Source organism: Paenibacillus turpanensis, from assembly GCF_011421635.1.
GTDB classification, from domain to species: domain Bacteria; phylum Bacillota; class Bacilli; order Paenibacillales; family YIM-B00363; genus Paenibacillus_AK; species Paenibacillus_AK turpanensis.
Window position 1 is genome coordinate 82491 of record NZ_WTLI01000022.1, and the last position, 23460, is coordinate 105950.

Sequence of the window (23460 nt, forward strand, 5' to 3'; positions counted from 1 at the left end):
GTCTTATTTTAAAACGCTTCCATTTACATAAAAATAGAATTATTTATGAAATAATTGTAATTTTATACGCGCTGGTTCCAAGTTGGGTACAATGCATGCTCCATCTGCATTTACAGCAATTTAACCTTCGATTAACATCCAGCAAACATTTTCCCGGTATAGTCTAATTCATAAGATACGGGTAGAGCCGAGAGAAAACCCGCAAGCACGCATTTTTCCGCTAGTTTATTGGGCGGGCGTGTTTGCGGTTTTTTGTTTTCGAAACAAAGGGAGGATAAAAGCATGTCAGGTTTCGTGAAAAAGGGGCAGACGATTAGTGGTAATGAGCACAAGGTTAAGGAAAGTCAAGGGTTGAGCAAAAAGAGCGGGTTTAGCAGGTTATGGGCGTTAAAACGCTTGAAAACACTTTTCCCGGCCGTCCTTATTTTGGCGCTCTTTCTGGTATCGGCCTGCACGCAGGAGCAAAGCGCGGCGACAACCAAAACCTCGCAGCAGCCTGCTTTTTTCAATACGAGTCTTCATCAAGGGAAGCTAGCGATCCGGTACTTTGACCTGCAGGCGGAGGAAAAATCCGGCGATGCGATTTTGCTAACCGCACCGGACGGAAAAACGATGCTGATCGACGCGGGCATTCCGGTCGGCGGACCTCAGCTGGAGGAGCGGCTCAACAAGCTAGGAGTAAAGAAGCTCGACGCCGTTGTCAGCACCCATCCGCATATCGACCATATCGGCGGCTTAACGACGCTGCTCATTACAAAGCCGGTGGGAGCGTATTACCATAACGGCATTGCCCACAATACGGAAACGTACCGGAAGGTGCAGCAGCTGCTGAAAGAAAAAAGCATTCCCCAGACGATGCTGCGGGAAGGGGACCATGTGGAGTGGAGTCCCGGGATCACCATCGAAGTACTGAACCCATCGGCGGAGATTTCACAAAACTCTTTTGAAAAGTGGGGAACCGAGGAATTAAACAATCACGGGCTGGTGCTGCTCGTTACTCACGGGGACAACCGGATTTTGTTTACCGGGGACATTTACAAAAATCAAGAATATAAATTAGTAGAAAGATACGGTGACAAGCTGCGGGCGAAGCTGATGGACGCTCCGCATCACGGAGATATCACCTCTTCCTCCGGTACGTTTATTCGGGCCGTTCAGCCGGAAATTGCCGTGCTCAGCGCAAACGTTCTGCAAAGTCTGGATGTGCTGAAGCGTTACGAAAAGGAAGGCGCGACGGTTTACAATACAGGATTAAATGGAAATATTTTGTTTGTTTCCGACGGCGCAACGATTTCGTCATATCCGGATAAAGAGCGGAAAATGATTACACGCCCTTAACACTAACTTAATATGCACATGACAAAACGGGAGTAGGATGGGTTTGTAGGGAGTGAAACAAGCTATGAACAAACAGACAGAGCAACAGAACCCGATCATTGCTTCCGTCACGAAGCCGGAGCAAATCGAGGCGGCACTGCAAAGCAAGGTCACGAGGGTAAACCTGATGACGGGTGACATTCTTTCTTTGTCCGACTTGATCTCACAATTTCACGCAGCGGGCAAGCAGGTATATGTTCATTTGGAAATGGTGAACGGGATTGGGCGTGACAGCTCAGCGGTTCAGTATTTAGCGAAGAACTTTGGTATTGCGGGCATTGTTTCGACGAAGAGCAACGCCATCGCAGCAGCGCGTCAAGCGGGAATTCGTTCGATTCAACGGATTTTTGTCATCGACACCGCGGCGCTGGAAACAGCGATCAAGATGATTGGACAAGCACAGCCGGACGAGGTCGAGCTGATGCCTGGACTGATGCCTCGCGTAATCGGTGAGCTGAAGGAGCGCATCAAGCAGCCGCTGATCGTGGGCGGTCTGATCCGCAGTGAGGAAGAAATTCGTGTGGCGCTTGATAGCGGAGCGGATCATGTTTCTATTGGTGATAAGCGTTTTTGGTAAAGTCATTCGATTTGCCGAAAACGATTGATAATTGCATATGAGATGCGGACGGGTGGAGACGATGAGAAAACCCAAAAGCACAGCTGCTTGCCAACATTTTTGACTGTGGGGGTGGTCTGTTTTTTTGGACGGTTTTCTTAGGTCTCTTTTTGTTTGCTTAAAAGGGTGAATTTTTCGTAATTATCAGCTTGGAACATGTAAAAATCAGAGATTAAGGGAGAGGAAACAATATGGCATTAAAAAAATGGATGAGCTCGATCGCAGCGGGAGCACTGGCACTTAGCTTGACGGCTTGCAGCGGCGCAGAGATGACAAACAGCACGGAGCCGGCAAAAGCGGCGGACGCAGGTCTTAAGGACGACAAGACGCCGATTACGATTCAATATTGGCATTCCCATGCGGAAGCGCAACTGGGCGGCCTGAATTATATGATCGAGGAGTTTAAGAAAAAGTATCCTCATATCACCGTGGAGCCGGTTTTCCAAGGCGCATATACAGAGCTGCATAAGAAGCTGCAGGCGGCTGTTGCGGCTGGAGACGTGCCAGCGGTTACGAACGTCGAGGTTTCGGCGCTGCCGAACTTCGCGGACAGCGGCGTGTTCGCTGATATGACCCCATGGATTCAGCGCGACAAGACGCAGCTTGACGATTTTTCCAAGGGCATGCTGCAGGCATATGCATATAACGGCAAGCAGTACGGCTTCCCGCTCATCGTGAGCACGAGCGTGTTCGTTTACAACAAAACGATGCTGGACGAGCTCGGTGTACAGCCTCCGCAAAAATGGGAAGAAATCGATGCGTTTAACGCAAAGGTAACGAAGAAGGAAAACGGCAAGACCACCCGCTACGCATTCTCGGTTCCGGGCTGGGACACTTGGTACTACGATCCGTGGCTCGTTAACGGAGGCGGAAGCATTTTGACGGAAGATGGTAAGAAAGCAGCGGTAGATACACCGGAATCGCTTCGTTATATCCAAAACTTCCAAAAGTGGAAAAACGATGGTCACTTGCATATTGGTTACGGTAAAGGTGCGTCTGACAACATGCGTCAAATGTTCCTTAAAGGGGAAATTGGCATGGTACAGCACACCTCGGCTCTGCTCAAGATGTACCGTGAAAACGCAAAGTTTGAAGTCGGTGTTTCGTTCCTGCCGGGCGACAAGGAGCGTACCTCCAATATCGGCGGCGCGGGTATTGTTATGATGGAAGGCGCGGATGAGAAGGAAAAAGAAGCGGCATGGAAGTTCGTTGAATTTATGACGTCCTCCGAACACAACATCAAGTGGGCAGAGTCGGTAGGTTACCTCCCGACACGTAAATCGGCAATCAGCTCCGCTGAAGGCGCTGAGTACTTCAAGAGATGGCCGCAATACAAAGCCGTATTCGATAACTTTGATCGTGTAACCCCGCGTCTGCAGCATCCAGGTTATCCAGAGTTCAGCGCCGTTTATAAGGAAGTTATGGGCGAGCTGGCTTTGAACAACACAGATCCAGTACCGGCAATGAAAGCAGCAGTGAAGAAAATGAACGATATTTTGGCGGATTATTAAGACATGGAAGCAAGAACAATGGAATCGGTAAAAAACGGGCAAGCGGCGTCCATGGGGGCGGCCGCTTCCTCCCGTCGCAAGAGCGGACGCCAATTTTGGGAAGCGTGCAAGGATTTTTCTTTTGCCCTCCCTGCGCTTGCTTTTCTTGGCGCATTTCTGTATTATCCGCTGCTTTACTCGGTGTATATTAGCTTTACGAATTGGAACATGACCCGTCCCGTTAAGAAATTTGTCGGGCTGGAAAATTATTCGAGGCTTCTGACGAATGAGGATTTTTACCAATCGTTAAAGGTGACGATGCTGTATACGGTAATGGATGTGGCCGCTACACTGGCCATCGGGCTGCTGCTGGCTTTGTTGTTTAACGTGGCGAATTCCCGGTTTTATGCGTTTATGCGGGGGGTTATTTTCCTTCCTTACTATGTGTCGATGGTTATTGCCGCAATGGTATTCACTTGGATTTACAACAACCAGTATGGCCTGTTGAATCATATGCTGGGCTGGTTCGGCTTGGATCCAGTGAATTGGCTGGTGGATCCGAAAGCGGTTCTTCCGGCGCTCGTTGCGGTGTCCGTATGGAAGGGCGCAGGCTTTGCGATGATTTTGTTTATCGCCGGAATGCGCAGCATTCCGCTGGAATATTACGAAGCGGCGGCGATTGACGGGGCGAATCGGGTGCAGTCGTTCCGCAGCATTACGCTCCCGCTGCTTTCGCCGATGGTGCTGTTCCTTGTCATTACGACGTTTATCTCGTCGATGCAGGTATTCCAATCGATCGACGTTATGACGAACGGCGGTCCGCTGCAGGCTTCGAATGCGCTCGTTTATTGGATTTACACGATGGCGTTCGGCGATTTCAAAACAGGGCGAGCTTCTGCGCTGGTCATTATTTTGTTCGTGATTATTTTATTGCTGACGTTTTTGCAGTGGGTTGTCGGCCGGAAGAAGGTGCACTATGAGGGGTAACATGGTTACGGTAAAGCAGGGAATACAGCTGGGATCGGTATGGAGACCGGTGTTAGCCGTCGCTGTAACGGCGATCATGTTTTTCCCGGTGTACTGGCTGCTCATCAGCTCGTTTAAAACGCAGTTTGAAATGCGTTCCGCCGTGCCGACGCTTTGGCCCCAATCGTTTGCATGGGAAAATTATGCCGAGGCGTTCCGCGTCATTCCGTATGCGCGTTTTTTCGGAAATACGCTGCTGATGTCGATCGGTCTTGTTTTTTTGCAGCTGAATGTCGCGTTGATGGCGGCGTATGCCTTCGCTAAGGGGCGTTTTTGGGGCAAGGAAGTGCTGTTCTTTTGTGTGCTGGCCGCCATGATCGTCCCGGATCAGGTCACATTCGTGCCGGTTTATGTCATGATGTCCAAGCTGGGCTGGCTCAACACGTACTGGGCCTTAATCATTCCGCATGGCGCTTCGGCATTCGGTATCTTTTTGCTCCGGCAGTCGTTCAAATCGCTGAGCAACGATGTTTTGGAAGCGGCGCGTGTGGACGGGGCAGGCCGGTTCGGCATGCTGTACCGCATTTTGCTGCCGATGGCGTTTCCGACGGTAGTAACGCTCGGCGTGTTGATTTTTATTTCCGGCTGGAACTCGTATTTTTGGCCGCTTATTATGACGAATTCGAATGATATGCGGGTGCTGACGGTCGGGATCGCCATGCTGCGGGATTCGATCGCCGGCAATGAGGCGATGCACTTCCATATCATTATGGCGGCTAGTGTCATGGCGATCCTGCCGATCGTCGTGGTGTTCACACTGATGCAGAAGCATATCGTCGCTGCAATGGCGAATTCGACGTTTAAATAAGGGAGTGTCGATATGAAAGTAAAAGGACTTGCACATCGCGGGTATCCGCTGCAGCAGCCTGAAAATACGATGGCCGGGTTTCAAGCGGCGCTTGAGCTCGGATTTACCCATTTGGAGCTTGACGTCCAGCTGACCCGCGACGGGGTGCCGGTTGTCATCCATGACCCGACGGTGAACCGCACGACGAACGGACAAGGAGAGGTGCGATCGTTCACGCTGGAGGAGTTCCGCACATTAGACGCCGGGAAAGGCGAGCGCGTTCCGACCTTGGAGGAAGTGCTGCGGTTTGCCAAGGACCGAATGCTCGTGGATGTAGAGCTAAAGCAGACCGGTGACGCTTACCCGGGGTTGGAGGAAGCGGTGCTGAAGGTCATTCGTGAAACCGGGATGGAGAAGCAGGTTTTCGTTACTTCGTTCGATCATTACGCAATTGAACGAATGCGTGCTTTGGACGTGGAGATTGAGCTCGGGCTTGTCATTTACGGCGCTACTCCGAGTGTGTTCCCGTATATGCGGGAGCATGGCATTCGTTATTTATCGATGAAGTATGTCTTTTTAACGGATTCCTATGTAGAGGCCTGCCGCCAGAACGGCGTGCAGCTAATCGTGTGGACTCCGGACAACGAAGAGGTGCTGAAGCAGCTGATCGGCCGGTATCCGGAGCTGCTCATTTGCACGAACAATTTGGACGGACTTGCCGCCGCTCAGTCCGCTATCGGTGCGGCAAGATAGACAGCATTTGTCCGCTGTTCTGCTTTATCGCCGTACATCAATATGACATTTTTAACGGACCTCAAAAGCCTTCTTTTAATTGGCAGCCCGGATGAAACGAGATTTCGGGCAGCCACTAAGGGCTTTGGGGTCCGTTTTTATTTTTTAAGGACAAAAGGAACAAAAATGATTGTCCGCCTGAGAAGGGACAGCCGTGCAGATCGAGAATTTAACATAGCAGGCTAGGAAAATTACGGAATAGATTCGATATGGGGAGTTTATTATTTTCTGTCAGGAGGTCATTACATGGCATGGCTTCATGTGCAATATCATTCCGAGTCGCTGCGGATGCCGGTGTCGATGGAGGTGCTGCTGCCGCAGCACCGGTTTGGAGGCTCACGTAAGGTGGATGCGCCGGGGCCTTATCCGACGCTATATTTACTGCATGGCATGGGAGACGATCACACGGCGTGGATGCGCAGAACGAGTGTGGAGCGCCATGCGGAAGGACTGCCGCTGGCCATAGTGATGCCTGCCGGGCATCTGGGCTGGTATACGGATATGGTATATGGACGGGACTATTTCCGGTTTATTTCGCAGGAGCTGCCCGCTGTATGTGAGCGGATGTTTCCGCTGTCGAGCGCGCGGGAGGACCGGTTCATCGCAGGCAATTCGATGGGCGGATACGGCGCGCTGAAAGCGGGCCTGCATGCGGCGGAAACGTTCCGCGTGGCAGCCGGTTTCTCCAGCGCGATTGAGGCGCGGCCGTGGCTGCATAAGGTGAATCCATCGCTTACCGACGATGTATTCGGAAGCGAGGAGGCTTACACGGGCAGCGTCAATGATTTATTCGCAAGCGCGGAAAAGCTTGCCCGCAGCGGAAACCCCTCCGCCGAGCTGCTTATGTTCTGCGGGACGGAGGACTTTTTCTACGAGGACAATGTTTGCTTCAAGCAGCATCTGCAATCGCTGGGGCTCCCTCTTCACTATACGGAAGGACCGGGGGATCACAGCTGGAAGTATTGGGATGATTGCATCGAGCAGCTTATACAAAATCTGCCGCTGAAGAGCCGCAGCAGCGAAGGAGGCAAGCAGCATGGCATTGATTGAAACGCATATTTTTTCCGAAGCATTGGGAATGGATATGACCGTGACTGTCATTTACCCTCAAGAAAAGCAGCCGTACTCGGGTGATGGCAAGCTAAAGGTCGTGTGGCTGCTGCACGGCGGCTCGGGCGATCACACCGCATGGCAGCGAATGAGCAGCATCGAAAAGTACGCGCTGGATTACGGAGTTGCGGTTGTCATTCCCGGAGGATTAAACTCCTGCTTCACGGATATGGAGCATGGCGGAGCGTTTTTTACCTACGTGTCCGACGAGCTTCCGGCGGTTCTCCAAGGCTTGTTCCCGCGGCTTTCCGACCGTCGGGAGGATAACTATATTTCCGGCTTCTCGAACGGCGGCTTCGGCTGCCTGCGCGTCGGGCTCGCTCGTCCGGAACGGTACGCGGCGATCGGGGCATTTTCGGCGGGCTGCAAGTCCGATGTTGCTTTTGTGAATGACGGCTCGCGCCGCGCATTGGATCGAATTATTTTGTTCGGTGACGGGGATATGAAGGGGACAGACAATGACGTCAAGCACCTTGGGCGCCTTGCCCTTGAATCGCGTGCTGCGCTGCCTAAGGTGTACCATGCATGCGGCAGCCTTGATCCGTGGCTGGATTTGAACGAGCTGGTTCGCGATTTTTTCGTGAGCCAAAAGGGGAATCCGTTCCACTACGAATTCCATCTGGCGGAAGGCTACGGCCATACGTGGCCGTTCTGGGATATGGAGATCGTGCGCTTTTTTGAATATTTGGGATTGCCAAAGGACGAAACAAGGTATATTGGTATATAGTGAAAACCTACAAAGCAAGCGGAACAGGAGCTGACGGAGTTGTCGAAGCAAAAATTTTATGTCGTCTGGGTCGGAAGACAACCCGGCATTTATACAAGCTGGCCGGAGTGCCAAAAGCAGGTCATTCAATTCGATGACGCGAAATACAAATCCTTTGGCTCCAAAAAGGAAGCGGAGGAAGCGTACGAGGCGGGCTGGCGGCTGCACTGGGGGCAGGGCGGAGCGAAGTCGGGATCCGGCGGAGGGAAGGCTTCCACCCTATCGATGGAGTCGTCCGCAGAAATTGACTACGACAGCATTTCGGTGGACGTCGGAACACGTGGCAACCCTGGGCCTGTCGAGTACAAAGGGGTTGATACCCGGACGGGCCAGGTCATTTTTGAATACGGTCCGGTGAAAAAAGGGACGAACAATCTCGGCGAATTTTTGGCGATCGTGCATGCGCTTGCCTATCTCCAGCAAAAAGGCAGTACGATGACGGTGTACAGCGATTCGGTCAATGCAATCAAATGGGTCAAGCAGAAGAAGGTTTCCACGACTCTGGCGCGCGATGAATCGACCAAAGAAATTTGGGAGCTGATCGATCGGGCGGAACAGTGGCTGCGAACGCACCCCTACAAAAACAAGGTGCTGAAGTGGCAGACCGACAAGTGGGGCGAAATAAAAGCGGATTACGGTCGGAAGTAAGACCAATCCACTGAAGCTGCATTGGTTCGGCCGACAGCATGGAAAAACGGGAGCCCGCCCGGTCGGGTCCCGTTTTTTTGGGTACGAGGAGTTTTCGTATGTTCGTTTCGTACACATACACAATCAGGCACTGGGGAAGGGGGATGAGGTGTGGATATGCTGCCAGCGGGGATTACGTTATCGGAGGATGGCCGTTATGAGATAACCGCCGCCGATTTTAATTTTGAAGAATGCTTGTTTTACTTAAGCCGCAACGCCAACGAGGTGCTGCACGAGGCTGACCGCGAGCAGGCGATCATCCGCAAAGCAGTGCGAGACACCGATGGCTCATTAGTGCTGCTTCAGCTGGAAAAGGGGAAGAATGGCCGGCCGGTTCTATCCTTCCCGATCGAGGAGCCGGAAGTGCCGGCACGCCAAGCCGCTCTTGGTACGGCTGTCGAATGGCTCGATCTTTCCACGGATCTGCAGCCATTTTACCGCATGGCGGCACAGGACCCGATCCTGGGGCAGGTCGTCCCGTCCTACCAAGGACTGCGAATCGTCGGCGTTCCCGACCTGTTTGAAGCGCTGTGCTGGGCGATTATGGGACAGCAGGTGAGCCTCCATGTCGCTTACTTAGTAAAGAAGAAATTCGTTGAAACGTTCGGAGAAGCCGTCTGCTTTCAAAACAAGTCGTACTGGGTGTTTCCGTCTGCAGCAGCGATTGCTGAACTCAGTAAGGAGCAGCTAACCGAAGTGAAGCTAACCCAGCGGAAAGCGGAATATATTCTGGGGGTTGCCAAGCTCATGGCGGAGGGCGGCTTGACCAAGTCAGCGCTGCAGCAGCAGCCCGATCTTGCTTCCATGGAGAAGCAGCTTACTGCAATTCGCGGCATCGGCAGCTGGACGGCCAACTATGCGATTATGCGCTGCCTGCGCCACCCGGATGCGTTCCCGCTTGCCGATGTCGGCTTGCATAACGCGCTCAAGCATGTGCTAAGGCTGGACCGGAAGCCAGCTTTAAGCGAGATTGAAGAATGGGCAGCACGCTGGAGCGGCTGGAAGGCGTACGCAACCTTCTACTTATGGAGAACCATTACAACGTAAGCTTTTTGTAATTGTCAAAAATTTAACTATGAATTGCATCTGGAATGTTCGAAAGGGGAAACAGCGGAGTGTCGATTTACTACAAAATAATTGGAGAGGGTTATCCCATCGTAATGCTGCACGGCTGGACTCTTGATCATCAAGTCATGCTGCATGCAATGGAACCGTTATTCGAGAAACGAAGCGGTTGGAAGAGAATATACATCGATTTACCAGGAATGGGACAATCCGAGCCGCAACCGTCGATTCAAAACTCTGATGATATGCTGGAAGCAGTAATACGTTTATTGGACGAGATCATCCCTGATCAACCCTTTATCATTTGCGGTAATTCGTATGGGGGGTATATTGCCAGAGGTATTGTCCAATTCCGGAAGGATAAGGCACGTGGATTACTGCTGATCGCACCTATGACAATAGCTGACTTCAGTGACAGAGTAGTGCCGCCGCAAAAGGTTCTAAAAACGGATAGCGACCTGGTAGCCACACTATCTCCCGAGGATGCCGGAGCGTTCTGCTCCATGGGGGTTGTGCAGGGGCAGACGGAATGGGAAAGGTTTCGAAATGAAATTTTACTTCCTTCCATGAAAACAGATGAAGAGTTCTTAAAACGGGTTCGCATGAACGGATACGGCTTTACCTTCGATATTTCAACGAAACTAGAACATCCTACACTAATTATTACCGGACGTCAGGATCATGTAGTCGGATACCACGATGCCTGGCGGCTCATTGAAGACTATCCAAGGGCAACTTTTGCAGTGCTTGATATGACCGGTCACAATCTGCAAATCGAACAACCGGATGTATTTAACGCTTTGGTTAACAACTGGTTAGATCGACTTGTTTAGGAATTTTTGACAGTTGTAATTAGTAACGGGCTTCCATGTAAATGGAGGCCCGTTTTTATATTAGAAAAATTAGGATTGACTAATAACGATATATCGTAATAATATAACGATATATCGTTATTAGGGGTGATCCTGTTTATGAAACATCATAATCACCGTTTTGGACATTTAAATCATTCAGACCGAAGAAGGCTTCACAAAGAAGAAGCTGTTCATGAATTGTACCTGAAGCACCGCCATGGCGGCTCACGGGGCGGCTTTGGCGGACGCGGCGAAGGGAAACGCTTTTTCGAGCGCGGAAAATTCAAGTTTGCTTTACTTGAGCTGTTATCCGCGGAACCGATGCACGGGTATCAGCTGATTAAGGCTATGGAGGAAAAGACAGGCGGGTTGTACGTGCCGAGCCCGGGTTCCGTGTACCCGAACCTGCAGCTGCTGGAAGATATGCAATTGATCGGCTCCAGCGAAACGGACGGTAAGAAGCTGTACCATATTACAAATGAAGGGCTGGCTTATCTTCGGGACCATGGAAACTCAGGCACTGAAGAGAAAGAAGAGATTTGGGGAGCACATGACCGTCACCACCGGCATCGGCGCGGAGGGTTCGGGAAGCATCAGCTGCGCGGATTTATGAAGGAATGGTCTGATGTTATTTATTTGATGGCGAGTGCAGCGGAAGCTGCGAAGGAAAATCCATCCTCCAAGCAAGCGCAGCAATTTCAAGAGCTGATGGGTAAGTTTCAAAAAAGCTTGAAAGAGATTGCCTCTGAGACGTCGAATCCCGGCTCGGATGAAGACGTTACGCCGGGGATGTGATCGGCGTTGCAATCGAATGGCATCTTAAAGCCTTTTTTCAAAGAGACGTGGCACATTTACCTTGCGTCCTTCGCACTTCATGCAATGTCAAGTATAGTTTATGCCTATTTTCCAAGAGTGCTCGGAAACTTTACGGACCAGCTGCAGACCGGCGGATTGACTGCGGACGATGTTGTCCGCTACAGCGTGCTGCTGCTAGCGATTGGTACGGGGCATGCTCTCCTTGGAGGATACGGCCAATATCTTGTCATGTATGTCGGGCGCTGGTTCGAATATGTGTCCCGCAGCAGACTATTTCTGCACTTCTCCGCACTGAGCGAGCATTATTACTCGCGTAACGGCGTCGGCAGGCTGCTAAGTTATTTTATGAACGATGTGACGGGGGTACGGGAATCCATTTCGATGGGAATCAACCAGCTGATGATGGCAGTGCTGCTCTTGATATCCTGCATAGGCGCGATGGCGTTAAGCGATATCCCGCTCTACCTTATTGGAGCTTCTGTCGGGCCGCTGCTCTTGATCCCCTGGATCGTGATACGTTTTGGCCCGGCTATCCGCAAACGATCGCTGAAGGTGCAGGAGGCGCTTGGCGAAATGACAGAATCAGCCGAGGAGCAGTTCAGGGGCATACGCGTAGCGAAAAAATTTGCGGTTGAGCCTGTGATGGTGTCGCGTTTTGGCTCATATGTGGATCGAATTCGCGACAACCAGCTGTCCCTGGTTCGGATGTCTTCGTTCTTTCAGGCGCTCGTGCCGTTCTTAGGGGCGTTGTCCTTAATTGTATCGCTTGCGGTTGGCGGATATTTGACCGTCACAGGCAGGATTACGCTTGGCAGCTTTGTGGCATTGACGCTGTACATTCGGATGCTGATGAATCCGCTGCAGCAAATCGGCAATGTCATTAATACCCTGCAGCGCTCACAAGCTTCCTTGCAGCGGCTGAATGAATTGGTTGCGGTGCAGCCGGATATCGTGGAGGCCGATCATGCCGTACCGGCTGACCTTGAACGGGCGGAAGTGCGAATAGAAGGGCTGACCTTCACCTATCCGGAAGCGTCACAGCCCGCCCTGCAGGATATTGATCTCGTTATCGAGCCCGGCATGACACTCGGCGTTGTCGGGCGAACCGGAAGCGGCAAGACTACGCTTGTTAAGCTGCTGCTGCGTACGTACGAACCGCCCGCAGGCGCGATTCGAATCGGAAATACGGCTCTACACCAGTTAACATTAGAGAGCCTTCACAAGCAGATCGCCTATGTCCCGCAGGACGGGTTTTTGTTCAGCACGGCAATCGGAGATAATATCGCATTTTCGAATAGGGAAACGGGACAGAAGGAGATCGAAACGGCGGCCAAGCAAGCGAGGATATACGACAATATTGTGGAGTTCCCCGACCGCTTTCAGACAAGGCTTGGGGAACGGGGCGTCACCCTATCTGGTGGACAACGCCAGCGTACGAGCTTGGCCCGCGGACTTTTGAAGAAGGCGCCGTTTATGATATTAGACGATAGCGTCAGCGCCGTCGATGCGGTTACCGAAACCGAAATTTTGCAGACGATTCAGGAAGCGCGACGAGGGAAGACGACGATCATCATTGCGCATCGCATTAGTGCTCTGAAGCACGCAGACCTCATCATCGTTATGGATGGCGGACGGATCGTTCAACGCGGCAAGCATGAAGAACTGCTGGCCGCACCCGGATTGTACGCCGAGCTCCATGCCATACAAGAGGAGGGAAGTCAGCATGCGGCAGGCCATTAGCAGCTGGCAGATGGACCAGAAGGCGGATCTTAGCAAGCAGCAGAAGCCCCAGTACCGCTCCGCCTTCCGGATTTTGAGCTCCTATGCAAGGGAGCATGGAAAGACATTTGCTGCCGTTGCAGTGTGTACGCTTATTGCCATCGCGGCAGATCTGTTGCAGCCCTACTTGGTTAAGGTGGCGATCGACGACAATCTGCTGGCGGGCAAAAACCATTACGGCAGTTTACTGGTGATATGCTTGATCTATTTCGGCTTATCCATAGCCGGGCTCGTGTTCACTTATTTACAGAACAATTTGCTGCAGTTCGCCGCGCAAAGCATCGTGTCCAAAATCCGTAAGCAATTATTCGAGCATATTACGAAGCTGTCCATGTCTTTTTTTGATAAAACGTCGAGCGGCAGCCTCATTACACATGTCTCCAGCGACACCGAAGCACTCAATCAATTTTTCAACCAAGTGCTGCTTACGCTCCTGCGGGATGGGCTAACCCTGATCTTCATTCTGGTTATGATGTTTCAGCTTGATGTGACGCTTGGCATGTATTGTCTCGTGCTGCTTCCGCTCATTGCGGTGATCGCCGTTGCGTTCCGTTCTTTTATGCGCAACACGTACCAAATGGCCCGCACACGGCTTTCGCGTCTTGTAGCCTTTGTGGCCGAGAATCTGGCGGGAATGGGCTTGATTCAGGTCTTTCATCAGCAGAAGGTACAGGCCGAGCAATTTCAAGAAAAAAATGACGCGTATTTCAAGGCGAACATTCGTGAAATTCGGACCCTTGTTCTCTTTAACCGCTCCTTCGATCTCCTGAGTAATTTGACGATCGCGTTGGTGACATGGGTCGGCGGAAAGGCGGTTCTGGGAGAGACGCTCGAATTCGGTGTTCTCTATGCATTCATCGCGTATATTCGCCAGTTTTTTCATCCCGTTACTGCGATAACCCAGCAGTGGAATACGCTGCAATCGGCTACCGTCGCGGTTAACCGGATTTGGAGCCTTTTTGATATCAGGCCGGAGATTGAGGACCGATTGCAGCCGGTTCACATCGATGAGGATTCGGTAAAAGGCCGCATCGACTTCAACCGTATTACCTTCGGCTACGAGACCGGTACTCCGGTCATTCGCGGACTTGATCTGCATATTCGCTCGGGCGAGATGGTCGGCATCGTCGGCACGACCGGTGCGGGCAAAAGCTCGCTAATCAGCCTGCTCTGCCGATTTTATGACGTGCAGGAGGGCAGTATTTTAATCGATGGAGTCGATATTCGCGATCTCACCCAAGCCCAGCTGCATCGGATGGTCGGGCTGGTGCAGCAGGAGCCTTACTTATACGCGGGATCCATCATCGATAATGTCCGCCTCTTTGATGAAATGATCTCTCGCGAGGAGGTCATCCGCGCTTGTGAATTTGTGGGCGCTGATGCGCTAGTTCGGCGCATGAAGGATGGATACGACACGAAATTATCCGAACGCGGCAGCGGGCTGTCCGCAGGTGAGCGCCAGCTTTTATCCTTTGCCCGGATTATCGTGTTTCGCCCGCAAATTCTCATCCTGGACGAAGCCACAGCAAATTTGGATTCCCAAACCGAGCAGCTCATTCGGCAGGCGCTTGAGGTCGTCTCCAAAGGGAGGACGACACTTGTGATCGCGCATCGTCTGTCGACGATTATGCAGGCGGACCGAATTCTTGTTATGAGGCATGGTGAAATCGCAGAAGAGGGTACGCATCGTGAGCTGCTTGAAATGAACGGTTATTACGAGGAGCTGTACCGTCACTCGCAAGGGGAGCAGGTAAAAGAATGAATGGGAGGAAAAGACAATGTTAATTCAAACGAGAACAATAACGGTGCAAAAGGGTAAGGCGGATTTGGTTTTTGAACGCTTCACAGAAGAGAGTCCCATGGACGAAATGGAAGGCCTTATTGATAAAACCATTATGGTAAACCGGAAGAAGCAGGATGACGCGGAGGAAGTCATGATAATGATCCGCTGGAGATCCGTTGAGGATTGGAAAAACTGGGAGAAAAGCGATGAGCATATTCAAGGACATCGGCAAAACAGCGGTTCTCCAAGGCCGGAGCACATTTTAAACGTGTCGGTGAATATGTATGAGGTGAAGGCGGTTAAACAAATCGCCAACGGGTAACTGTGTGAAAAAAATTAGGCTGCTGCTCAGTATTACACTGGGCTGCAGCCTTTTGCTTTAGCGACATCGTACCGGGTGTTATACGTAAATGGAACGCGTAATAATAACCAGCAAAATAAAGAGAACAAGAATCGCCGCCGTGTTCAATCCTTGGGTTCCGGCGTATGGAGCCGCATATGCTCCAACCCCGGCTCCTACGCCTGCACAAAGATGTGCTTGCATTTTTGCGTTGGCGTTCAGTCCAGTGGTCAGTCCAGCATTCATTCCGATGGCTGGGTATGCACCAAGCGCGGCAAGGGGCTTTGCTCCGATTCCCGCCATTTGCGGGCTAAGATTAGGTGCAGCATTCGGCACCGATTTTATGTTTCCGAAGTCCATGTGTACAGCTCCTTTTTCATTTCCTAGTGCTGTTCTCCAGCACATAGACATCATATGTACCTGCGGCAAACGCGGAATGGTTTGCCGCCCACTCAGCTTAAACTGGGCTTAGCCGTCCTGTTTAAAGGAACTGCGCCGTTTGGTAAAATACGTTCATGGAGGTGCGGCTTTCAAATGGAAGATATCATTATCGTAGGAGCAGGGCCTTGCGGGCTTTCCGCAGCACTGGAGCTTCAAGCAGTTGGATACGACCCGCTCATAATTGAGAAACATGTCGTGGTTCACTCGATATACCAATACCCGACGTATATGCATTTTTTCAGCACACCGGAGCTGCTGGAAATTGGCGGCATCCCGTTTTCCACTCCGAATGAAAAACCAAGCCGTGTGGAGGCGCTTCACTACTACCGCAATGTGGCGAAATCCCGGAACGTACGCATAAATCAGTATGAGGAAGTGTTCGCGGTGCAGAAGACAGGCGAGCACTTTCAGGTGCACAGCCGGAAGCTGAACGGTGAAACCGCAGTTTACGAATCCAAAAAGGTTATTATTTCGGTCGGCTACTTTGACCATCCGAACCGGCTCGGCATTCCGGGAGAGGAACTGCCCAAGGTGAGCCATTTTTTCCGGGAGGCTCATCCCTATACAGGCATGAAGGTCGCCATCATCGGCGGCAGCAACTCGGCAGTTGACGCTGCCTTGGAGCTGATGCGGGTCGGAGCAAAGGTGACGGTGGTCTATCGCGGAAGCGACTATTCCCCCTATATAAAGCCTTGGGTGCGTCCTACCTTTGAAAGTATGGTTCGAAAAGGAATCATCGACATGCGCTTTTCTTCGCGTGTCATCGAGATTGATCAGCGGCAGATCACCATTCAAAGAAGTGCTGACCGAATGGAACCGGAGTCGGCAGCAGCGGCTGAAACGGAGCACATCGAAAATGATTTTGTGCTGGCTCTCACCGGATTCAGGCCGGATCGCAGCTTTTTGCAAAGAATGGGCGTTCGAATGGAGGAAACGGAAGAAAAGCCGGGCTTCAATCCGGAAACGATGGAAACCGATGTGCCCGGGCTTTATTTGGCGGGCGTCATTGCGGCGGGCCGGGAGGCCAACGAAATATTTATCGAAACCGGCAGATATCATGGACGGAAAATTGCCGAGCATTTACAGCTGCAAAGTATGAAGTAGCAGGATCATTTTCATCAATCATGAACGTTATTGAAAAATGCCGCGGCACTAGCTGTGGCGTTTTTCTTTTTTGCCGTTGGTTCAAGCAAGCAGCTACTCCCCCTTTTTGGGGGATAGTCTTGAAGCCGTTTATCAGGTAGGATGGATAGCAGGCAAGGAAATCAATCATAGGATGGAATCCGTATCATGAGGGTTCGATTTGATAAACGAGGTTGATACAGCAATGGAACAGATCGGGGACGCGACAGTAATTCGCGTAAATGATAAAGTTGTGACGCTTCGGGAGCTTATACGCCAGGCAAAGCTCTGGAATGGGCTGACAGCCGTTGCGGAAGGCATAAAGCATAAAGTGCTGGAATGCTGGGCGGAGGAGCTGGGGCTTGAGGCCGATACGGAAGATCTGCAAAGCGAACTGACTGTGTTTCGAAAGAAAAATCGACTGTTTACGGTCGAGCAAACCAATGAGTGGCTTAAACAGCAGGGAATCAGCCTTCGCGAGCTGACGGATGAACTGAAGCCGCGCGTATTACGTCGTATGCTCATGGACGTATGTGTGACGAATGAAGAAATCGAGCGCAGCTTTCAGGAGCATATTTTGGAGTATGATCGGGCGGAATTATCGGTCATTGTGATGCCGGAATTCGGGCAGGCTCAGGAGATGCGGTTTCGTATCGAGGAAGGCGAGGATTTCCATATGCTCGCCAGAACCTATTCGCAGGATGCCGGCAGTGCCAAGGCCGGAGGATATATTGGCCTGCTCGGGCGGAAGGACTTGGAAGCGTCCGTCGCTTCGGCTATTTTTGGAGCGGACGATGGGGAAATCGTCGGGCCATTGGAAGGCAAGTACGGCTTTTCCGTTTTTTTAATCGAAAAACAGTTCCCTGCTGCTTTAGATGAAGAGGTTCGATTTGAGGTGCGAGAGCGGCTTTTTCAAGAGAGGCTGGAAGCATATCAAAGCAAGCTTAGGATACAAGAGGATATTTGGAGCCTATGAATACAGTTGATTCGAAAATGCATATGGAGCTGATCCCGTATTTGGATCGTGTCCCGCTGTTCGATGTTTTTACGGAAGCGGAAAAAGAGCTGTTAGCTCGGCAAATGCAGCGAGAAGCTTTTGAGCTGGGACAAACGATCGTCGGAAGCGATGTTGGTGTAGACGCTTTTTTTATCATTGTTTCCGGTAACGCACGGAAAATTGGAAAGAGCGCTTCGGGTAAGGAAACGAATTTGGGATTGCTCCAGCCAGGAGAGCATTTCGGCGAGCAAGCCTTGTTCAACGATTCCGTTGAACGGCAGCCGCCTTTTACCATTCGCGCTTCAACCCCTCTTGAGGTGCTCCGCATCCGGCGGGAGCAGTTTATGGAAATGGCAGCCCAGCACCCGGCGATCGAAAAGTACTTCCGCGATTTCATCTCATCGGATATTATGCGGTCGTTTTTGAAGAACAACACGGTGCTGACGCATGTCGATCATTCTGCCATTCGTTCGCTGTTAGATCGTTTGGAGGTTCGTACGTATTCCCCGGAAGAGTATTTAGTCCGGGAAGGAGACGTCGGCGATGCCTTTTATATCGTAAAGTCCGGCACGGCCGCGGTGGAGCGGGGAGCGGAGGCGACGATAGTGAACCGCTTGGTTGCCGGCGACTTCTTTGGCGAGCTTGCGCTGCTTACCGGCGGTCCGCGCAAAGCAAGCGTCCGTGCCAGCGAAGCCGTAGAAGTGTTTCGTCTCTCGAAGACGGACTTCGATGAGTTGGTTCAAAACTATCCTGTTATCCTGGAGTCCATTCGCAGCATTTCAGCCCACTACAGCTCGGCGGCCATGGTGCTTCCAGAGGCTGTGGAGGAGAATGAGGCGCAGCCGTTACGGGAATCAGACGGGTTTTGGGGAGAGAAGATTGCTGAGAAGGAGCGGCCCAAGCTTTGGCGCCGGCGCAAGGGCTGGAAGCGCTACCCCGCTTTGCTTCAACAGAATGAGATGGACTGCGGACCGACCTGCCTCACCATGATTTCCAATTATTACGGCATGAAGGCAAGCGTCAACCGCATGCGCGAGCGCTGCAATGTTGGTGTGGAAGGAACCTCGATGCTTGGGCTGACGGAAGCGGCTGAGGCGCTTGGCTTTGAGGCGAAGGGCTTGAAGGCCACCGTCAGCCTGCTGCACGAAATGCAAACACCATTTATCGCGCATTGGAACGGCAATCATTACATTATTGTGTACGAGGTAAAAGAAAACGGAGTTGTTGTTGCCGACCCGGCGGTAGGTTATGTTGACGAGCTGCCGATGGATAAATTTAAAAGCCATTGGACCGGGTACGCCATAACGCTGCAGCCGACGGATCGATTCGTCCCGATAAACGATCGAGAGCCGATGTTATCACGGTATCTCCAGTTTTTCCGTCCGTACCGGAAGCTGCTAGGCTCCGCGTTGGCGCTATCCTTGCTCATTGAGCTCGTCTTCCTCGTGTTTCCGGTAATGACGCAGCAAATTTTCGACCATGTGCTTGAGGATGTAAACTTGTCGCTGCTGCATGTGCTGCTTATCGCGCTGCTTGCGCTTTCCTGCTTTAATACAGTCAGTATCGCTTTTCGCCACCTGCTGGTGGCCCGCCTTGCCTTTGTCGTGGACCGGGCGATGCTGGAGCATTTTTACAAGCATTTGTTTAAGCTGCCTTTTACCTACTTCTCGAAGCGAACCTCGGGCGACATTATTACGAGGGTATACGAGAATGAGAAGGTGCGGGCGCTGATTACCGACCACGCGATCGAGCTGCTGCTGGATCTTCTTACTCTCGTCGTCTACGGCGGTTTAATGCTTTACTATCATCCCGGTCTGGCGATGATTTCATTTGCGCTGCTGCCGGTGTACGCCGGCCTGTATTTATACATGCTGCCGCTAATGCGCCGTAATTTCCGCAAGCAGATGGTCGCGGAAGGCGAATCGCAAACGCAGGTGGTGGAAGCGGTCCAATCGATCGCAACCGTTAAAGGGCTGTCGATGGAGCGGACGGTTCGCCGCAAGCTTATGGAGAAGCTGGCAGTGCAGCTGCAGCTTCGTTTGGAAGGCAATCGGCTGGAGCTTATGACAGCGGCCGGTTCGACCGGAATTCGGGCGCTAAGCAATGTGGCGCTGCTGTATTTTGGCTCGCAGTTTGTCATTGGCGGTGAGCTGAGCGTAGGCGCGCTGGTTGCCTTTACGGTGCTGTTCACTTCGTTTATGTTTGCGTTAGAGTCCATTTCCAAGCGCAGCGGCGAGCTGTCGGAGGCACGGATTTCGATGGAACGCCTTAACGATGTGTATGAATCGACGGTGGAGCATCCCCATCCTGAAAAAATGCGGCTGCTGCCCGCGATTCAGGGCCATATCCGCTTTGAGAACGTCTCTTTTCAATATTACAACGGCGGAAAAATGATTTTGCAGCATTTGGACGTGGAGATTCAACCGGGGCAAAAGGTGGCTTTGGTTGGGCGCAGCGGCTCCGGCAAATCGACGTTTGCCAATCTGCTGCTGAAGCTGCTGGAGCCGACCAGCGGTACGATCTATATTGACGGCTATCCTTTGCGGGAGGTGCATGCAGCTTCGATTCGCAGGCAGGTTGGGGTTGTGCCGCAGGAGACGCTGCTGTTCCGCGGGACGGTGCGGGACAATATTGCCGTTCACGGCAGAGATGTGCCGTTTGAGGAGATTGAGCGCGCGGCGATGCTGGCCGGGGCGCATGAGTTCATTGAAGCGCTGCCGCTCGGCTACGATACGATGATCGGAGAGGGCGGGATGCGGCTGTCCGGCGGGCAGCGGCAGCGGATCGTCATTGCGCGGGCGCTTGTGACGAACCCGCGGATTCTGATTTTCGACGAGGCGACCAGCGCGCTGGATACGGAATCAGAGCGGATCATTCAGCAGAACATGGAGAAGATGCTGCAGAACCGCACCACGCTGATGATTGCTCACCGCTTGAGTACGATCCGCAACGCGGATGTCATTCTTGTGCTGGATCAGGGCGTTGTCGTGGAAGCGGGAACGCATGAGCAGCTGCTTGCGCGGCGCGGCATGTACCATCATTTTGTTCATCAGCAGACTTTGTAAGACCTTGAAGGAAAAAGGCGGGCGTTTTCAATTAGGCTTATTAGTGGGTACAGCTGCCCTGTCGTCAGGGCGCAAAGCTCCATAGGATAGAAGTGTACCAAGGGTTAAGGCAACCCGAACACTAAGGAGGTTTGCGACATGGCAGCAGTAGGTTACGGAGCAGGTGCAGGCTTCACGAACACGGGTGCAATATTGGTGCTGTTCATTCTGCTTGTGATCATTTCCCGTCTGTTTGTTTAATGAAGATGCTTGATTGGAAAAATGAACTATTGGAGGTGCACGTCACATGGCAGCAGTAGGTTACGGAGTAGGTGCAGGCTTCACAAACACGGGCACAATCCTGGTGCTTTTCATTCTATTAGTTATTATTAGCCGTTCCGTATTGTTTGGATTATAATATATGTTCTAAAGTGAGATGCCGCGGCGCGATGCCGTGGCATCTTTTTTTTCGGATGAGGGTTGGATTTAGCGGATGTAAGCCTTAAAATCTAGTACCTTTGACATGCCCAATTTGTGCTAAAATAGGAGAGTCGACGGGTCTGCTTCATCCATAAGCAGCCAAATTGTGGACAGAGGTGAGTCTGTGTACGGGAAAAAATATACGAATATAACAAGTCGTTTTTCAATTATGAAGATGGTCGCATGCTCGTTTGTCGCAGCCGTGTTCATGCTTCAAACCGCGGCCGGCGGTGCGGGGGCAGCCGGAGCTGACCGCGTAATGGCCGGTACTGCCTCGAAAGCAGCGGCTCCTGCGTCGGCGGCCGCTTCATCCGTCATCGCCGCGAAGCCGCGGCCGTGGATCGACCATTATATGATTCATTACGGACAGCTGAATGATCAGGTGATTGCGCTGGCACAAAGCTACCAGCTTGTCATTTTGCATCCGCAGCATGCAAACCTGACGCGGGAGCAAGTAAAGCGAATTCAGCAGGGGAAAAATGCAGCCGATCCGAAAGACGATGTGCTGGTACTGGCGTATGTCTCTGTCGGCGAGGATGTGCGCACTTACGGATTAACAGCCGAGCAAATGCGCAAAGACCCGCGTTTTATCGGCGATGCCAGCGGTCCGCGAGTTGATCCGAGAGGCCCGAAGCCCGGCGGCTCCACATCGCTTGACGGCATCGAGCCTTCAGGAAAGCCTTCCCCTGGCGGAACGGGCTTTGCCTCGTGGTATCTTGACGATAACGACCGCGACGGTCTGCCGGACCGCAATACATATTTTGATGTCGCATTCGTCAACATCGGCGATCCCAAGTGGTTCGACGAACTGAACGCCATGAAAACGGATGTTGACGGCGCAGCCGGCTTTGGTGAAATATTGACCGATACCTATGGCAGGGCGTTGGGCTGCGACGGGGTATTTTTGGATACGGTGGATACAACTGCGCCAAATTCCTATACCGATGAAAATAGCCCGAATCAATCGGAGTTTGAGTGGACGGCTCCCGGCTATCTTTCGTTCGTCGAAAAGCTCCGTGGGGCTTACCCGAATAAGCTGATATTACAAAATCGAGGGTTGTTCTACTTTGACCCACGGCTTCCGCACTACCAATATAATGCCGGCCGATATATCGATTTTGTACTTTTTGAGAGCTATCGACTGAATTCAAGCGCATTTGAAACGTTTAATGTTAATTTTGCTTTGGATAACAAATATAGCGCGATGCCGAAGCTGATGGCTGAGGCGAATCGTCCGAACGGCTTTCAGGTGCTGTCACTTGGTTATGCAGAAGGTCCAGCCGGCCAGATAAATGCGGATACGCTTCTTCGTAAATCCGAGGTCGGAGAGAAGCTGCTCCGGCAGGACATTCATGAGGCCCAAAATATCGCGGGCTTCCGCCACTATATTACGAATCAGGCGATCACCTTAACGAATGATTTTGTGCTAAAAGAAGGCTCTCTTAAGGATGAGACTGCCCCTGCATGGTCGAGCACCTACAATGATTCACCGGCTTGGCCGCCAAAAACCGTTACGCCGCGTATCGGCATTCAAAAGGCTGCCGCCTATCCGCAGGGCGTTAAGGTAAGCTGGGATGTGGCGCTTGACCTTCATCCTGTCCGGTACACGCTTTATTACCAGGACAAGCCCTTCGACTTTGCTCAAGACCCGGAATTAAGCAAAGCAAGCAGGCTGGAGCTTCCATTAGGGATGGGGGAAGGCTATCGCTCAGGTGTGGGTCCCGCTGTATATCCTTATGAAGCAACGATCCGCGGACTTCAGCCTGGCGTCACGTATTATATGCTGATTCGCGCGTCGGACCGTTCCAAGAACGCGAATGAAGAAAAGAATCAGCAATGGATCGCAGTAACGCCGTTATCCTAGCTGAAGAAATGTCGGGAGCTGCCCTGTAAAGGCGGCTCTTTTTCTTTTTAGGCTCGGAAACGGGTACAGCTGTCCCTGACGGCAGGAAGCAATGCGCCATAGGATATAGTGTACCAAGGGTTAAGGCAACCCGAACAATAAGGAGGTTTGCGAAATGGCAGCAGCAGGTTACGGAGTAGGTGCAGGCTTCACGAACACGGGTACGATTTTGGTACTGTTTATTT

General features: G+C 51.9%; 22 protein-coding genes. 21 read left to right on the forward strand and 1 reads right to left on the reverse strand.

Annotation, left to right across the window (positions count from 1 at the left end; all coding sequences use genetic code 11):
* Positions 1-282 precede the first annotated feature (282 nt).
* From GQS10_RS18755 to GQS10_RS18825, 15 genes are all read left to right on the forward strand, one after another.
* On the forward strand, positions 283-1338 hold the full coding sequence (locus GQS10_RS18755) for a ComEC/Rec2 family competence protein (protein WP_166245088.1): 1056 nt from the start codon (positions 283-285) through the stop codon (positions 1336-1338).
* Between the two features lie 64 nt (positions 1339-1402).
* Positions 1403-1954 (forward strand): glycerol-3-phosphate responsive antiterminator, encoded by a 552-nt coding sequence (locus GQS10_RS18760; protein ID WP_166245090.1) that lies wholly within the window; start codon positions 1403-1405, stop codon positions 1952-1954.
* 230 nt (positions 1955-2184) lie between these two features.
* Complete coding sequence (locus GQS10_RS18765) at positions 2185-3504, forward strand: ABC transporter substrate-binding protein (protein ID WP_166245092.1); 1320 nt, start codon at positions 2185-2187, stop codon at positions 3502-3504.
* Positions 3505-3507: 3 nt separating this feature from the next.
* Positions 3508-4470, forward strand: a complete 963-nt coding sequence (locus GQS10_RS18770; RefSeq protein ID WP_424991806.1) for a carbohydrate ABC transporter permease — start codon at positions 3508-3510, stop codon at positions 4468-4470.
* A gap of 1 nt (position 4471) precedes the next feature.
* Positions 4472-5317, forward strand: coding sequence for a carbohydrate ABC transporter permease (locus GQS10_RS18775; protein WP_243735264.1), 846 nt, complete (start codon positions 4472-4474; stop codon positions 5315-5317).
* 12 nt (positions 5318-5329) lie between these two features.
* On the forward strand, positions 5330-6049 hold the full coding sequence (locus GQS10_RS18780; RefSeq protein WP_166245096.1) for a glycerophosphodiester phosphodiesterase: 720 nt from the start codon (positions 5330-5332) through the stop codon (positions 6047-6049).
* A gap of 285 nt (positions 6050-6334) precedes the next feature.
* Positions 6335-7138: an alpha/beta hydrolase gene (locus GQS10_RS18785; RefSeq protein ID WP_166245098.1), complete on the forward strand. Its 804-nt coding sequence runs from the start codon at positions 6335-6337 to the stop codon at positions 7136-7138.
* Positions 7125-7925, forward strand: a complete 801-nt coding sequence (locus GQS10_RS18790; protein WP_166245100.1) for an alpha/beta hydrolase — start codon at positions 7125-7127, stop codon at positions 7923-7925. Before GQS10_RS18785 ends, GQS10_RS18790 begins: the two co-directional genes overlap by 14 nt.
* Positions 7926-7964: 39 nt before the next feature.
* Positions 7965-8612 (forward strand): ribonuclease H, encoded by a 648-nt coding sequence (rnhA, locus tag GQS10_RS18795; protein ID WP_166245102.1) that lies wholly within the window; start codon positions 7965-7967, stop codon positions 8610-8612.
* 156 nt (positions 8613-8768) lie between these two features.
* Entirely contained in the window at positions 8769-9698 is a 930-nt protein-coding gene (locus GQS10_RS18800) for a DNA-3-methyladenine glycosylase family protein (protein ID WP_166245132.1), read from the forward strand.
* A gap of 68 nt (positions 9699-9766) precedes the next feature.
* Positions 9767-10549, forward strand: coding sequence for an alpha/beta fold hydrolase (locus tag GQS10_RS18805; RefSeq protein ID WP_166245104.1), 783 nt, complete (start codon positions 9767-9769; stop codon positions 10547-10549).
* A gap of 138 nt (positions 10550-10687) precedes the next feature.
* A complete protein-coding gene (locus GQS10_RS18810) occupies positions 10688-11365 on the forward strand; it encodes a PadR family transcriptional regulator (protein WP_166245106.1) in 678 nt (225 codons plus the stop codon).
* A 6-nt stretch (positions 11366-11371) separates the two neighbouring features.
* Entirely contained in the window at positions 11372-13126 is a 1755-nt protein-coding gene (locus tag GQS10_RS18815; protein WP_166245108.1) for an ABC transporter ATP-binding protein, read from the forward strand.
* The gene (locus tag GQS10_RS18820) at positions 13110-14927 is read left to right on the forward strand and encodes an ABC transporter ATP-binding protein (RefSeq protein ID WP_166245110.1); all 1818 of its coding nucleotides are present in this window, start codon (positions 13110-13112) and stop codon (positions 14925-14927) included. The genes GQS10_RS18815 and GQS10_RS18820 overlap by 17 nt, the downstream gene beginning before the upstream one ends.
* Before the next feature lie 16 nt (positions 14928-14943).
* Positions 14944-15270, forward strand: a complete 327-nt coding sequence (locus tag GQS10_RS18825; protein ID WP_166245112.1) for an antibiotic biosynthesis monooxygenase — start codon at positions 14944-14946, stop codon at positions 15268-15270.
* 78 nt (positions 15271-15348) lie between these two features.
* Here GQS10_RS18825 and GQS10_RS18830 read toward each other — a convergent pair whose 3' ends face one another.
* The gene (locus tag GQS10_RS18830) at positions 15349-15648 is read right to left on the reverse strand and encodes a hypothetical protein (protein WP_166244970.1); all 300 of its coding nucleotides are present in this window, start codon (positions 15646-15648) and stop codon (positions 15349-15351) included.
* Between the two features lie 174 nt (positions 15649-15822).
* Between GQS10_RS18830 and GQS10_RS18835 the strand changes: the two genes are divergently transcribed.
* The 6 genes from GQS10_RS18835 to GQS10_RS18850 all read left to right on the forward strand — a co-directional run bounded on the left by GQS10_RS18835 (position 15823) and on the right by GQS10_RS18850 (position 23236).
* A complete protein-coding gene (locus tag GQS10_RS18835) occupies positions 15823-16833 on the forward strand; it encodes a YpdA family putative bacillithiol disulfide reductase (protein WP_166245114.1) in 1011 nt (336 codons plus the stop codon).
* A 199-nt stretch (positions 16834-17032) separates the two neighbouring features.
* Entirely contained in the window at positions 17033-17827 is a 795-nt protein-coding gene (locus tag GQS10_RS18840) for a peptidylprolyl isomerase (protein WP_166245116.1), read from the forward strand.
* On the forward strand, positions 17824-20913 hold the full coding sequence (locus GQS10_RS18845; protein ID WP_166245118.1) for a peptidase domain-containing ABC transporter: 3090 nt from the start codon (positions 17824-17826) through the stop codon (positions 20911-20913). The genes GQS10_RS18840 and GQS10_RS18845 overlap by 4 nt, the downstream gene beginning before the upstream one ends.
* Before the next feature lie 138 nt (positions 20914-21051).
* A complete protein-coding gene (locus GQS10_RS22960; protein WP_207952342.1) occupies positions 21052-21153 on the forward strand; it encodes a YjcZ family sporulation protein in 102 nt (33 codons plus the stop codon).
* A 46-nt stretch (positions 21154-21199) separates the two neighbouring features.
* On the forward strand, positions 21200-21310 hold the full coding sequence (locus GQS10_RS22965; RefSeq protein WP_207952343.1) for a sporulation protein YjcZ: 111 nt from the start codon (positions 21200-21202) through the stop codon (positions 21308-21310).
* 231 nt (positions 21311-21541) lie between these two features.
* Positions 21542-23236 (forward strand): hypothetical protein, encoded by a 1695-nt coding sequence (locus GQS10_RS18850; RefSeq protein WP_166245120.1) that lies wholly within the window; start codon positions 21542-21544, stop codon positions 23234-23236.
* The last annotated feature ends 224 nt before the right edge of the window (positions 23237-23460 follow it).